General features: G+C 51.8%; 13 protein-coding genes. 9 read left to right on the forward strand and 4 right to left on the reverse strand.

Annotation, left to right across the window (positions count from 1 at the left end; translation table 11 throughout):
• Nucleotide 1: 1 nt before the first annotated feature.
• Nucleotides 2-2,095, reverse strand: a complete 2,094-nt coding sequence (locus AC3QL0_RS15525; protein WP_493009283.1) for a TonB-dependent receptor domain-containing protein — start codon at nt 2,093-2,095, stop codon at nt 2-4.
• Between the two features lie 197 nt (nt 2,096-2,292).
• Nucleotides 2,293-2,997, reverse strand: coding sequence for an SDR family oxidoreductase (locus AC3QL0_RS15530; RefSeq protein ID WP_493009284.1), 705 nt, complete (start codon nt 2,995-2,997; stop codon nt 2,293-2,295).
• Nucleotides 2,998-3,101: 104 nt separating this feature from the next.
• Between AC3QL0_RS15530 and AC3QL0_RS15535 the strand changes: the two genes are divergently transcribed.
• Both AC3QL0_RS15535 and AC3QL0_RS15540 read left to right on the forward strand, forming a co-directional pair.
• Entirely contained in the window at nt 3,102-3,974 is an 873-nt protein-coding gene (locus tag AC3QL0_RS15535; protein WP_493009285.1) for a LysR substrate-binding domain-containing protein, read from the forward strand.
• Between the two features lie 156 nt (nt 3,975-4,130).
• Nucleotides 4,131-5,021, forward strand: coding sequence for an AAA family ATPase (locus AC3QL0_RS15540; RefSeq protein WP_493009286.1), 891 nt, complete (start codon nt 4,131-4,133; stop codon nt 5,019-5,021).
• A 15-nt stretch (nt 5,022-5,036) separates the two neighbouring features.
• On the opposite strand, the gene AC3QL0_RS15545 is transcribed toward AC3QL0_RS15540, so the two are convergent.
• Entirely contained in the window at nt 5,037-5,750 is a 714-nt protein-coding gene (locus tag AC3QL0_RS15545) for a FadR/GntR family transcriptional regulator (protein ID WP_493009287.1), read from the reverse strand.
• 74 nt (nt 5,751-5,824) lie between these two features.
• Nucleotides 5,825-6,562 (reverse strand): SDR family NAD(P)-dependent oxidoreductase, encoded by a 738-nt coding sequence (locus tag AC3QL0_RS15550; RefSeq protein WP_493009288.1) that lies wholly within the window; start codon nt 6,560-6,562, stop codon nt 5,825-5,827.
• 269 nt (nt 6,563-6,831) lie between these two features.
• Here AC3QL0_RS15550 and AC3QL0_RS15555 point away from each other — a divergent pair, with 269 nt between their 5' ends.
• The 7 genes from AC3QL0_RS15555 (at nt 6,832) to AC3QL0_RS15585 (ending at nt 14,634) form a co-directional block, all read left to right on the forward strand.
• Nucleotides 6,832-8,073 (forward strand): branched-chain amino acid ABC transporter substrate-binding protein, encoded by a 1,242-nt coding sequence (locus AC3QL0_RS15555; protein ID WP_493009289.1) that lies wholly within the window; start codon nt 6,832-6,834, stop codon nt 8,071-8,073.
• 132 nt (nt 8,074-8,205) lie between these two features.
• Nucleotides 8,206-9,147, forward strand: coding sequence for a branched-chain amino acid ABC transporter permease (locus AC3QL0_RS15560; RefSeq protein ID WP_430221198.1), 942 nt, complete (start codon nt 8,206-8,208; stop codon nt 9,145-9,147).
• Between the two features lie 4 nt (nt 9,148-9,151).
• Nucleotides 9,152-10,369 (forward strand): branched-chain amino acid ABC transporter permease, encoded by a 1,218-nt coding sequence (locus AC3QL0_RS15565; RefSeq protein ID WP_493009290.1) that lies wholly within the window; start codon nt 9,152-9,154, stop codon nt 10,367-10,369.
• A gap of 2 nt (nt 10,370-10,371) precedes the next feature.
• Nucleotides 10,372-11,139: an ABC transporter ATP-binding protein gene (locus tag AC3QL0_RS15570; RefSeq protein WP_493009291.1), complete on the forward strand. Its 768-nt coding sequence runs from the start codon at nt 10,372-10,374 to the stop codon at nt 11,137-11,139.
• Nucleotides 11,136-11,858 (forward strand): ABC transporter ATP-binding protein, encoded by a 723-nt coding sequence (locus AC3QL0_RS15575; protein WP_135863298.1) that lies wholly within the window; start codon nt 11,136-11,138, stop codon nt 11,856-11,858. The genes AC3QL0_RS15570 and AC3QL0_RS15575 overlap by 4 nt, the downstream gene beginning before the upstream one ends.
• Before the next feature lie 91 nt (nt 11,859-11,949).
• Nucleotides 11,950-14,139, forward strand: coding sequence for an alpha-ketoacid dehydrogenase subunit alpha/beta (locus AC3QL0_RS15580; protein ID WP_493009292.1), 2,190 nt, complete (start codon nt 11,950-11,952; stop codon nt 14,137-14,139).
• Between the two features lie 9 nt (nt 14,140-14,148).
• Complete coding sequence (locus AC3QL0_RS15585; protein WP_493009293.1) at nt 14,149-14,634, forward strand: VOC family protein; 486 nt, start codon at nt 14,149-14,151, stop codon at nt 14,632-14,634.

The following is a 14,634-nucleotide window of genomic DNA, read 5'->3' on the forward strand; positions in this document are numbered from 1 at the left end:
CTTAGAACTCCATCCGTACGCCAGCGATCACGTTACGCCCCGCCAAAGGCGCTGCTCTGGAGATGAAGGAGGTGTGGTTGTAGCCAAGTCTGTTGAACAAGTTAGTACCTTTTACGTAGAACTCGTAGGTGTTGCCCGCCAGTTTGGTTTTGTAGTTCACACCCGCGCCGAACATCGCATAGCCAGCCGTACGGCTTTCATAGTCGGCAATACGATTCTGGCTGAAATGTTGAGTGTAGTTCAAATAAGCCTGCCAGTTATTCCACGTAAAGTCAGTACGTACACCTACCCTCGCCGCAGGAATACGCGCTAACGAACCACCATTGTGACGCAGGCTACCACGCACATAATCCCCATATAAGGTTGCCTTCACAATAGGATTGAACTGGTAGGAAGCCTCTGCCTCTAGCCCCGTGAAACGCGCATCATTTTGAGTGTACTGAATCAGTCGGAAGTCTTCATATTGATCCAGGGTTTTAGCGTAGATATAGTTTTTAATATCGCTGTGGAAAAGGTTGATGGCAAACTGTGCTGCGCCTTCTGTTTTGCGTAATCCCAAATCAATGCTGTGACTGGTTTCCTTTTTAAGGTCCTGATTACCCAGCTCGTAGGTCAACGTCGCAAAGTGTACCCCTCTTGCATAGAGCTCTTGAGCATTAGGCATACGTTGTGAACGCGAGAGCGACAATGACGCCACATAGTCTGGAGCAAAAGCCCATGACACACCCGCCGAGAATGACGCTGCCTGATCGCTATAGCGATTCAGCGGGCGACTGACTGACTGTGTCTCTGGCTTAATCGTCTGCCACTCATAGCGCCCGCCCAACTCAAACCGCAGCGCATCCCATTCATAGCTTTCCACCATGAACAACCCCGTGCTGTGGGTTTTGCTAGGAGGAATAAAGTTCTCGCTGCCCCCTACTGATTTGAAATTCGACTTGGATGCCTGTACACCCATTACGCCCGTTAACCCCATCCACGGCTTATGCTGCAATTCTAGACGGCCATCGTAGCCACGGTTAGTAAAACGTGTGCCTGTTACACCGTCATCGCGTTCGTCATGTCGGTAATCGGTATAACCCGCTCTGAATCGCACACTTTGAAACCCTGGTAAGGGGTTATCTAACTCGCCGCGCAGATCAAAACGATCACTGCGCAATACCGCATTAGTTTGATGATCGTGCTCATGGTCGTGACCGTGATCGTGTCCGCCGTGGTCATGATCATGCCCGTGATCATGCCCGTGCCCCCCGCAATGTAGCGATGAACCATGTGGGTGGCAATCTTCGTACTCATGCGTGTGACCCGGCAAACCATACTTGTCGTAGCGATAAGAATACGCTGCACCGATATAGCCCCTATCACCAATGAATGACACCCCTACACTCATGTTGTCGCGTAAGGTGTTGGAGTTTTCAACGCGCCTGTCTTTCCAGTGCGGTACACGGTAGTCTTTGCCCTCACTGTGATTGGCATTCAACTGCACCACCACAGAACCCGTACTGCCGGTTAGCGAGATAGCTTCAGCATTACCTTTGTCGACAGTGCTGCCTTGCAGTTGAATACGCCCAGAAAAGGCTTTTTCGGGAATGGCTGTGGGGATCTTGTTATCCACAATATTCACCACGCCACCAATCGCCCCTCCACCGTATAACAAGGCAGATGGCCCACGCAGTACCTCTATACGTTCTGCAGAAAAAATATCAGCGGGAATCGCATGGTCTGGCGATACCGCTGACGCATCCATGAACTCCACCCCATCACTCAATACTTTCACACGCGGTGCTGTTTGACCGCGGATTACAGGGCGGCCCGCTCCAGCACCAAAGGTATCGCTGTGAATACCCGGTGATTGCGCCAACACATCACCTAACGTATCGGCCGCATTCACCGACAACAAATCATGGGTTTCTACGACGGTAACTGCACCAACTGCCTGATTGAGTTCGGTGTTCAAGGGCAACGCAGAAATGCGTATGGCGCTTAGCGTAGGGACGCTTGCATGCGCCACGTCGCCATCATGAGCCAAGGCCAACTGGGCACTGCCCACACTCAGCACTAAGCTGAGGCTAAGAGGTTTGAGAGGGAATTTCATAAGCCACATGTAAAGGTAAGGTCTGAAATGAAGTGTTATGTTATAACATAACAAACAATAACAATTACTATTCCAATACAAGCCGTACTGATTTGTGGGTGGCCGCACACCTCTAGCACCCTCTTCCTCCTACTGCGTAAGGCGCTAAAAACAAACAAGGCACCATGTGGTGCCTTGTTTGTTCATGCTGTCATGACTCAAATAGATCGGGTGATTCCGCCGTCTACCCTAATATTTTGGCCAGTGATGTAGCCTGCATCATCCGATAACAAGAACGAAATAGTGCCTGCAATTTCTTCTGCTTTGCCATAACGCTGCATGGGTACGCTGTCACGTCTAGCATCGGTAGCAGGCAAGCTGTCTATCCATCCTGGCAACACGTTATTCATGCGTATATTTTGCGCCGCATAGGTATCGGTAAAGATTTTGGTAAAACTGGCCAGGCCTGCACGCATCACCGCAGAGGTAGGGAACATGTCCGAGGGTTCAAAGGCCCAGGCAGTAGAAATATTCACAATCGCCCCTTTACCCTGCTTTTGCATGATAGGCACAACTAAACGCGTAGCGCGCACGGCATTCAGAAAATACACTTCCATGCCTTTATGCCAATCTTCGTCGCTCAGATCCAAAATGGGAGCACGCGGACCATGACCTGCGGAGTTCACCAACGCATCAATACGCCCCCAACGCTGCATGGCCACGTCCACCAAACGGTGTAAATCATCCTGCGACTGGTTAGAACCCGTTACCCCGATGCCGCCTAATTCTTTGGCTAGCGCCTCACCTTTTCCCGAAGAAGACAAAATCGCTACGGCATACCCATCGCTTGCTAAACGCCTAGCAGTGGCTGCGCCCATACCTGAACCACCGGCGGTAATCAGTGCTACTTTTTCTATCGACATGATCTACTCCTAAAGACAGTGTATGGAGTTATTATCAATTGGTAGCGACTAATGTTCTAACGATAAATACACGCACTATCCTGCAGAAAAACTACTGCCTTATCATGTCTACCAACCGACGTAAACTCCCCCCACTAAATGCACTACGCGCGTTTGAAGTTGCAGGCCGACGTCTAAACTTTAGAGCGGCCGCTGATGAGTTGGGTGTGACACAAGGCGCAGTCGCGCAACAAGTGCGTGCCTTAGAAGCTCATGTAGGCGCAAGCCTGTTTCAACGCTTGCCGCGAGGCTTAGCATTAACCTCAGCAGGCGCCAACTATTTAAGCGACATTAGTCATGCTTTTGACACGCTCGCGCAAGCCACGGAAAAGCTCACCCATCGCCCAGACAGAGTCACTATCAGCGTGACCCCCACCATTGCGGCCAAACTATTGATCCCCCGCCTGGCACATCTTTATACGGCTTTGCCGCAGGTAGAGCTACACACCATTGCCACCGATGCGCTCTCGGATTTTGATAGAGACCAAGTGGACATTGCCATACGCTTAACGCCACGGGCTATTCCCGCCGCGCTTGAAGCAGAACTGTTATTTCATCAAGAGCTGATTGCCGTTGCTAGCCCTCAGTTAGCTCTGCCGCAACCACCACCCTTATCTGCCGAACAATTGGCTAGTCTGCCTTTATTGCATGACGCACATGATCGCTGGCCTACCTTTCTGAACATGAGCAGCCGCCTACCAGGCACTGTCTTCAACCAAACCGCGTTAGCCATCGACGCTGCGCTAGGAGCTCAAGGTGTGACCCTCACCAGTAAAGCTTTTGTCGCTGACGATTTGAAAATAGGCCGTTTAATCCCCTTAAGCGAACACCGCATTACCCTGCCTGCCTCGTACTACTTATTGCGCAAACGGTCATCAGCACGCCCTAAAGCAGTAGAAGCGGTGTGGAACTGGTGCCTACAACAATTTCAGCAATAAATCCTTTGCATATGTGAGTTCATGTAGCAACGTGAAAACCTCTTTGCACAACCTTCTGAAGCTTCTTATACTGGATTTCATGACAATGACTGCCCGCCAGCTAGGCGGGTTTTTTTATCCCTACAAGGATTGGATTTTCATCAAGGAAACAGCACTATGACTTCTGCTAAAAAATCATCCGCCCCCTCCCGCGCGATGCTGCATTTCATTTGCGGAAAAATCGGCTCTGGTAAGTCTACGCTTGCTACCCAGCTAGCTGCTGCTCCTCACTCTATTTTGCTGAACGAAGATCAATGGCTCTCAACGCTCTACCCCAACAGCATCAAAACCATTACTGACTATGCTCGCTGTGCAGGGTTATTGCGTACCGCGATCACACCACACATTCAGCAACTGCTTGCAGCAGGCATTTCCATTGTGCTGGATTTTCCTGCCAACACCTTGGCGAGCCGCGCCTGGATGAAGTCGCTGTGTGACACCACCTCTGCTCCACACATACTGCACTTTTTGGATCTACCCGACGACATCTGTAAAGCACGACTACATCAACGTAATGTCTCTGGCACGCACCCGTACCAAACCTCGGACGCTGAGTTTGATGCCATCAGCAGCTATTTCGTGGCCCCTACCGAGGAAGAAGGGTTTTCAGTACAGCACTACAACGCCAACAGCGGAACTGGCTTCCCACATGTACACCGCGTAATCGCTAACCATCACAGCAAATTCCCTGACCCTATCTCGTTTACCAAAGGCACGGCTCTCACAGTAGGGGCAAAGTACGCTGGCCCTGAGGGGTGGGATAACTGGTTTTTCTGCACACTGCCTACTCACTGTGGTGGTTGGGTACCGAGTCAGATTATTGACAGAAAAGAGAACTCCCCCTCTGAAGGCGTCGCGCTAGAAGACTACACATCCCAAGAGCTAAACGTCAAAATCGGGGAAATTGTCACGGTGCTCAAAGAGCTGAATGGTTGGATGTGGTGCAAAAGCATGCACAGTCAGCAAAGCGGCTGGGTGCCCGCCTCTTCGCTTGCCGCCATTATGTAATGGTGCACAAAGGCGTTACGCCTTGATGTAAGTACGTAACCGCTCTGCCGCATTGCGTAGGTGACGCTCTGCAGCGGCAGCGGCAGCGTCTGGATCTCGCTGCTCTATGGCCTGAATGATGGCCTGATGTTCAGCCTGCACATCTTCGATCAAATCTTGATGGTATTGCGCTGTGTGGCTACGCGCTTGACGTATTAATCGTCGCACATGCTGCTCTAAATACTCATTGAGCGTGATGAAATGCGGATTATGCGTAGCATCCACAATAGCTTGGTGAAACGCGTAGTCTTCCTCGTCCCCCAACTGATCGCACGCAATGGCATATTCCATGCCTATTAATGCTTTGCGTATCTTTTTTAGGTCAGCTGCGGTATGCCGCTCAGCCGCATGTTTGGCAGCTGCCACCTCAATCGCTACCAACAGCTCTATCACGTGATCCAAGCTAGTGATATTACCCAGCGTGGCACCAGACATGTCCAAACTGAACATGCGACGTTCACCACGCGCATTCACAAACACACCCTTACCTTGTTGCGAATGCACTAAGCCTTCCGACTTTAGCTGTGACAATGCCTCACGCACGACGGAACGACTTACCCCGAAGCGCTCTTGCAACTGCGCTTCACTGGGTAATTTTTGATCGGCAACAAAATGGCCAGCTTCTATTTCCTGCCGTATCCACGTCACGATTGGCGTGGAATATGCAATGCTTTGTTTATGCCCTGCCATAGTGGTCAAACAATCCTGATCTGTGTAGGTAATGTATGAAACTCCGCCAGTATAACGAGACTGGCGGCCCAGCGTTACACCATGTACAACCCACCGTTCACATGAATGGTTTCACCCGTCACAAACGACGCCAAGTCAGAACACAAAAACAGAATGACATCGGCCACTTCTTGCGCTGTACCAAAGCGTTTCAAGGGCGTAGAAGCCAACAAGGCTTGACCTTTCTCTTGCAGCAAATCACGCGTCATGGCGGTTTCAATAATACCGGGAGCGACACAATTCACACGTGTGCGTGGTGCCAACTCTAAGGCTAAGCTTTTACTGAAGCTGGTTACAGCGCCTTTAGAGGCTGAGTAATGCGCGTGTGCATAGCTACCACGATGACCCGCCATAGAAGACAAGTTCACAATATTGCTGTGCTCTGACAAGTACGGCATCACGGCCTGACACATATAAAAGGTGCCATCCAGATTAATCTGCATCAATTGACGCCATTGTTCTGCACTCATCTCGGCGACTTTAGATTCGGGATAAATACCCGCTGAATGCACCAAGGAATCAATACGGCCAAATTGCGCCGCCACAGCTTTCGCTAACTCCTGGCAAGACTGCTGCGAACTCACATCTGCCGCATAACGTGCTGCCACACCACCTTGTTCGCGTATTTCTTGCTCTAGTTTCTCCAGTGCAGATGCATCGCGATCACATAGCGCAACCTGTGCGCCAGCTTGTGCCAAACGCAAGGCTAAGGCACGGCCAATTCCCCCTGCAGCACCGGTAATTAACACCGCTTTTTTCTCTAGTCCCAGCATAGATCCTCCTCGTATTCGGGTTTATACCTATAAGAGCAACATATTGATTTAAAAAGAACTAATCAGGATTACTACGTTTCGTGATCAATGCTCGTTGACACTCTTTTTGTTGCTGATATAGTATTTTTCAATCGTCTGACAAGCATATCAAACTTATCAGACAAGTTACATAAAAATTATCCTTTGTGACGGATATTCCTAAACCAATATCTTTCCCACACGAAGGCCGCGCCACATGCGAATTCTTTTCGGAGAATGGAGAGCAAACGATGAAACTGAAACACCTGACACTAACGCTGGCTGTAACTGGTTTGAGTAGCTTGGCTTCTGCACAAGCCGCACCACTCAAAATTGCTTTAGTGGAAACACTGTCCGGCCCTCAAGCGTCTACCGGTCTGCTGTACCGTACCGCGGTGAAATACGAGTTGGACAAAATCAACCAAGCGGGTGGCTGGAACGGTGAAGCCATCGAGATCATGGAATACGACAACCAAGGCGGTCCTGCTGGTGCGTCGGACAAAGTGAAAGCAGCGATTGCTGATGGCGCTGACATCATCATCCAAGGCTCTTCCTCTGCCGTTTCCGGTCAAATCACCGAAGACATCCGCAAACACAACATCCGTAACCGCGGCAAAGAAGTGCTGTACCTGAACATGGGCGGCGAAGCGCTAGAGCTAACAGCCGACAAATGTCACTTCTACCACTTCCGCTTCACTACCAACGCCCCTATCCGTGTGAAAACACTGGTTAACGCTATGCAAGAAGACGGCGTTCTGGGCACCAAAGTGTATGCCATGAACCAAAACTACTCTTGGGGTAGTGACATGGAATACGCAACGGAACAGCAAGCAGCCGCCAACAACTACACAGTCGTAGAAAAAACGCTGCATGATGTAAACCGCATTCAAGACTTCGCCCCCTACGCTAACCGCATCAAAAATAGCGGCGCTGAGACTGTGATTACCGGCAACTGGTCTAACGACTTGTTGCTGCTGATGAAAGCCACACGTGATGCTGGCCTGAAAGTGCGTTTCGGCACGGTGTTCTTGGATCAGCCAGGTAACATCGCCAACGCGGGTGATTTGGCTCTGGGCCACTATATCTCCCACGCATTCAACATCGAAGCCAATGATGCAGCTAAAACATTTGCTGAGGACTACAAAGCAGTAACGGGTCACTATCCTACATACGTAGAGCCACAAACCGTATTTGGCATCCAAATGTTGGGCGAAGCACTGCGTAACACCTCTGCGAATGCTGACGGCAAAATGGACGCCACGCAACTGGCTCTGAACTTGGAAAACGTCACACTGGCAGGCCCATTGGGTGAAATCGCTATCCGTGCTGACGATCACCAAGTCATGTTGCCTATCGTGGTATCTCAAGTATCGCGTGACGCCGAATACAAAGTAGACGGCACCGACATGGGCTTTAGTGTGGTCAAACTCTTTACGGGTGCAGAAGCGGTTAACCCCGTAGAACAAACCTGCTCCATGAAGCGTCCTTCCTAATCGCTGTTCCTATACGCCAGCCATACGTTAAGGGCTGGCGTCTTCACCTCTATAGTCTCTAGCCCCTGAATAGCTCTACCTATTGCGCTTGGCAGAGCCTATACATATAACCTAGGCAAAAAAGGCATACGCATGGAGTTTTTTGTTGTGTCCCTGCTGAACGGTAGCATCTACGGATTGCTATTGTTCATGGTCTCCGCCGGCCTGACCCTTATTTTCGGCATGATGGGCGTTCTGAACTTCGCCCATACCTCTTTCTACATGGTTGGTGCCTACTTGGCCTACACCTTGCAGAAATACATAGGCTACTGGCCTGCAATCGTGATTGCCCCCATTCTGGTTGGGCTAATTGGTGCGTTTGTTGAGCGCTATATGCTGCGTCGCGTGCACCAATACGGGCATGGTCACCAGTTGCTGCTGACTTTTGGTGTGTCATTCATCATTACCGAAGTCATCAAACTGTTTTACGGTAACTACCCGGTAGATTACCGCGTACCTGAAGCGTTGAACTTCTCTGCGTTCAGCATTTTCGGTACGAACTACCCCTTCTACCGCTTGCTGATTGGTGCGACATCCTTGCTGATGTTTGCTCTGATCTATCTGCTATTGACCCGCACCCGCGTTGGGATTGTGGTGCGTTCCGCCATCTACAAACCACGCATGGGCGAGGCTTTGGGCCACAACGTGCCTATGGTGTTCATGGGCGTATTCGCCGTGGGTGCTGGTTTGGCTGGTCTGGCTGGTGCCGTGGCTGGTGCGTTCTACACTACGAACCCAAACATGGCGCTAGAACTAGGCGTACTGGTGTTTGTGGTGGTGGTTGTAGGGGGGTTGGGTTCTCTAGGCGGCGCCATGCTGTCTTCCCTCATCATCGGTTTGGTGTCCTCTTTTGCCGTGGGCATAGATTGGAGCCTGGCCGACCTATTTAACCTGGTTGGTCTGGGTGAATGGGCTCGTGCTACCGGTGGCCTACTCACACTGAAAGTTTCTTCCATGGCAGCCACGATTCCCTTCTTGCTCATGCTACTGGTGTTATTGATCCGTCCGTCGGGTCTGATGGGAAATAGGGAGTAATACGGTGAAACGCGTTTTTCTGTTTTTAGTGCTGATCGTCGCGCTTGCGCTAGCACCTTCTTACCTAACTCCTGCCCTGTTAAATGCTGCCATTCAAATGCTGATCGCTGTGTTGTTTGCGACGGCCTTTAACGTGTTGGCAGGCCAAGGCGGCATGCTGTCATTTGGTCACGCTGCCTACTTCGCTATCGGTACTTTCGCCACCATTCACGCCATGAATGCGGTAGATGGTATGGGCTTGCTGCCCACCCCGTTGCTTCCATTACTGGGCGCACTAGCAGGCTGTTTGCTTGGCATTGTGGCGGGTTGGTTCTCTACCCAGCGTAGTGGTGTGTACTTCTCTATGATCACGCTGGCGCTGGCTGAACTGCTGCATGCCCTTGCTCCCCATCTTAAAGGCGTATTTGGTGGTGAGGGTGGTGTATCCGCTATGCGTATGCCTGCTTGGGGCTTTGACTTTGGTACCTCTACCGAGGTGTATTACCTCACCCTGATCTGGGCGCTGATTGCTATCGCTCTGCTGTTCTACTTCACTCGCACACCATTAGGGCGCTTGTGTAACGGCTTGCGCGAAAACACCAATCGTCTGCGCTTCTTGGGCTACAACGTGCACCGTCTGCGTGTGATGGTATTCACCATCTCTGCCACCTTTGCTGGTCTGGCTGGTGGGTTGCAAGCCATGCACAACGAAGCAGCCAACTACGTGCTGTTCGACATGACACTGTCCACCCAAGCCGTACTGTTCTCGTACATCGGTGGTATTGCCAGTTTCTTTGGCCCAGCCCTAGGCGCTGCCGTCATGAGCTTCTTCGGTTATGCCGTCTCTGACCTGACTCGTTCATGGTTGCTGTACCAAGGCATCATCTTCGTATTGGTCATGATGTTCTTGCCTGCAGGTTTGTTTAGCATCCTGCAATGGTGGCAACGCAGCAGCCTGCGTCACAACATATTCGTACTCATCGGTGCGTTACTGGTGTGGACACTAGGTGTAGTCGCTGGTGGTGCCGGTATTGTGCTCATCGTTGAGCTACTAGGCCGCATTCTCAGTCCTGACTACCACGTCGCTGCCAATATGGACTGGCCCGCTATCCAGTTGTTTGGACAAGCGTGGGTACCTAATGCCGTCATGACATGGGTATGGCCTGTATTGCTGGTCATCCTTGGCGTCATCATCACCACGACCATGACACGTAAATGGCAAGCCATGAACGAGGAACAATAGCCATGACGTCTACTGCCCATTCCCCTATTCTGACGATCAAGGATTTGCATAAATCCTTTGGCGAGTCACACATCATGCGCGGCGTTAACCTGACGCTGGAAAAAGGCGAACGCCACGCGATTATTGGTCCTAACGGTGCGGGTAAGTCCACACTGTTTCACCTGATCTCGGGGTTGTTGCGCCCTAGTAGCGGCACCATACATTTGGACTCCCGCCCTATTCAAGGCATGGACCCACAACGTATTAACCGCTTGGGGTTAGCACGCTCTTTTCAGATCACTAACGTGTTTCCGGGCCTCAGCGTGTTTGAAAACCTACGTTTAGGTGTGATGCGCCGTCACAAGTTGGACTACAACTTCTGGCGTCCAGCCTCACGTGCTAAAGCGGTGACGGCTGAAGTCGATGTACTGCTTGAAAACGTGCGCCTAAGCGCCCACCGCGACACACTGGCTGGCGAGCTGAGCTATTCCGAACAACGTTCGTTGGAAATCGGTATTGCTCTAACGTCTGACCCTAGCGTGCTGCTGTTGGATGAGCCTATGGCCGGTATGTCCCGCGAGGAAACCGACTACACCACAGGCCTCATTAAAGAGCTTAGCCAAGGTCGTAGCCTCATGATCGTAGAACACGACATGGATGTGGTGTTCTCATTAAGCGACCGCATCAGTGTGCTGGTGTACGGGCAAATTATTGCCACCGGCACGCCCGAAGAAATACGCAACAACAAACTCGTACAAGAAGCCTATCTGGGTACGGAGGTACAGGCATGAGTACAGCCCAATCCCCTCTATTGCGTGTGCAAGACTTGCACGCCCACTACGGCAAAAGCCACATCCTTCATGGCGTGAGCTTTGAAGTGCAACAAGGTGAAGTGCTTAGCCTGCTAGGCCGTAACGGTACAGGTCGTTCCACCACACTCAAAGCCATCATGGGCATGTTGACGCCCACTTCTGGCAACGTGGTGTTGGATGGCCAAGAACTGGCAGGCAAGCCTGCTTACCAAATCGCCCGCGCAGGTATCGCTTATGTACCTGAAGAACGCGACATTTTTGCCAACCTGACCGTAGACGAAAACCTACTGATGGGCATACAGCCCAAGCGCGCCAACGCACCGGTGTGGAATGTAGAGCAAATGTTTGACTACTTTCCTCGTCTTAAAGAGCGTCGCAACACACTGGCCGGCAACTTGTCTGGCGGTGAACAGCAAATGCTCACTATTTGTAGATCGTTGTTGGGTAACCCTCGCCTGATCTTGGTGGATGAACCCACCGAAGGCTTAGCACCCAAGATCGTAGAAGTAGTGGGCGAAGCGCTTGCCGACATTAACAAACGTGGCGTCTCCATTATTTTGGTAGAGCAAAAGCTCACCATCGCAATGAAGATTTCATCCAGCGTCTGCGTATTGGGTCACGGTGCCGTGGTGTTCCGTGGCACACCAGACGCCTTGCTAGGCGATGCCCAGCTCTTGAAAAACTGGTTGGCCGTATGAGCGATCTACAGGCCATCCGTTGTAACGCATTCACTTCCCAGCCTGTGCTGGACGCCAGTGTAGAACCTAATTTTCCCATGTGAGTTTCACTATGCCAGACATTACCCCTTTGCAGTCCCAGGCTCCCTGGGTTGAATTCCAGATTACCGACAGTGATTGGAAAAACGCAGACCCAGCGGTACTGGGTACGCTGCTCACGCATGTACACCTGATTCGTGCTTTTGAAGAAACCGTTGTTGGCCTTGCCATGGAAGGCTTGGTACACGGCCCAGCACACTCCAGCGTAGGTCAGGAAGGCGGCGCGGCAGGTTCATTGGCATTCCTGCGCACGACTGACCAAATCAACGGCTCACACCGTGGTCACCACCAGTTCCTGAGCAAAGCACTGGCTCACATCCACCCTAACGGCATGTCTCCTACCGCCGAGTTGGGCGCTAATACCACTGCACTGTTGCAACGTACATTGGCGGAAATTTTGGGCTTATCACAAGGTTTCTGCCAAGGCCGTGGCGGCTCCATGCACTTGCGCTGGGACGAAGCTGGCGTACTGGGTACTAACGCGATTGTGGGCGGTGGTATTCCGTTGGCAGCCGGCGCTGCATGGGCACACAAGCACGCGGGTACTAGTGATGTAGCAATCACCTACTTTGGTGACGGCGCGGTGAATATTGGTTCTGCGCTAGAAACCATGAACTTGGCTGCGGCATGGAAACTACCACTGTGTTTCTTCATTGAAAACAACCGCTACGCTGTTTCTACATCCGTAGAAGAAGCCACTGCCGAGCCTCGTCTGTCTGCGCGTGGCCAAGCCTTCAACATTCCTAGCTGGAAAGTAGATGGCATGAACCCGCTGGCTGTGCACTTGGCGATGGAGCAAGCATTAGAGCACATGCGCACAGGCCGCGGCCCAACCATTATTGAAGCTGACCTATACCGCTTCTACCACCAGAACGGTGGCTTTGCCGGTAGCGCCTTTGGTTACCGCAGCAAAGAAGAAGAACAGCAATGGCGCGAACGTGATCCAGTCACTCTGATGAACACCAAAATGGTGGAACTGGGGCTGATCACTGCCGAAGACATTGAGCAATTACAAAACCGCATCCAGCAAGCCATGAAAAATGCTGCTGAAGCGCTGGTAGAGGCTGATCCTGATGGCAAAGCAGGCAAACGCCGTATCCGTCCTGAACTGTGGCCTGCTCCACACTTCCGTGACGTAGGGTTGCGTGGCGACCTGAGCGAAATGAATGGCGTCGCAACGGTAGAACAAGACAACTTCACCTCATCCCTAGAAAATCGCAAATTCATCGACGTGGTCGCTGATGTGATGGGCCGACGCATGGAAACCGACCCCGGCGTGGTCATCATGGGTGAAGACGTACACCGTCTGAAAGGAGGTACTAACGGTGCGACTCGTGGTTTGTCTGATCGTTTCCCTGATCGCGTTTTGGGCACCCCTATTAGCGAAAACGCCTTCGCTGGTTTGGGTGGTGGTCTGGCAATGGATGGCCGCTACAGACCTGTAGTGGAATTCATGTACCCCGACTTTATGTGGGTAGCTGCTGACCAAATCTTCAACCAGATTGGCAAGGTACGTCACATGTTTGGTGGCGATATCAATGTGCCGCTGGTACTGCGCAGCAAAGTGGCAATGGGTAGCGGCTATGGTTCGCAGCACTCTATGGACCCTGCCGGTATTTTTGCGACTAGCCCAGGTTGGCGCATTGTGGCTCCATCTACGCCTTTCGACTATGTAGGCTTGATGAACACCGCGCTGAAACTGAACGACCCCGTTCTAGTGATCGAACACATTGACCTGTACGCGTCCAGCGGTTTGGCACCCACCGACGACTTGGATTACTGCTTGCCAGTAGGTAAAGCCGCCGTACGTCGTGAAGGTAAAGCCGTCACTATCCTGACCTACTTGTCCATGGTTCAGCACAGCTTGGAAGCCGTAGAGCAGACTGGCGTTGATGCTGAAGTGATCGATTTGCGTTGGCTGGATCAAGCTAGCTTGGATTGGGACACTATAGGTGAAAGTATCCGCAAAACGAACAACGTGCTGATCGTAGAACAAGGTGCTAGAGGCACATCCTACGGTGGCTGGTTGGCAGATGAAATCCAACGCCGTTACTTCGACTGGTTGGATCAGCCTATTCAACGCGTCACCGGTGGCGAAGCCTCCCCAAGTATTTCCAAAGTGCTGGAACGTGCTGCCCACGCCCGTACTGAAGAAGTGGTTGAAGGCTTGCAACGCGTACAGCACGGCCAAGGCCTGAACTAGGAGCGTCACATGAGCACTACGATGGTCTCCCCTTTGGAAGTAGGTATTTGCTGCCGCGACCTTCCTGCCCTGCAACGCTTCTACGAAGAAGGGCTGGGTTGCACGGCTAAGAGCCTCATTCACGTGCCTGCTGACAAAGCCATGCACGCTGCCATGTCAGCCCATGGCTACAGCGTCGTGCGACTGCAAACCACCTACGGTGAACGCATCAAGTTAATACAACCTGATGCGGCACCCGTGGATGCAGAAGCCGACCTACCCTTTTTGTTGGATCGTGCAGGCAGCTTCTACCTCACCTTTATCGTGGCAGATATTGATGCCGCAATACAGCGCTTACAACAGGCAGGCGCGCAATTCTTAACAGGCGATCGTCGCGTCGAAGTGCGTGATGGCGTCTACCTTGCCTTCTGCAAAGACCCTGAAGGCAACGTCTTGGAATTGGTCACTTACGCTGACCTGCACGCCTACCGTAATGATTTGGAAAACAGGAATTAA

The sequence above is a fragment of the Paenalcaligenes sp. GW821-LYS-B07-1 genome (assembly GCF_058803365.1).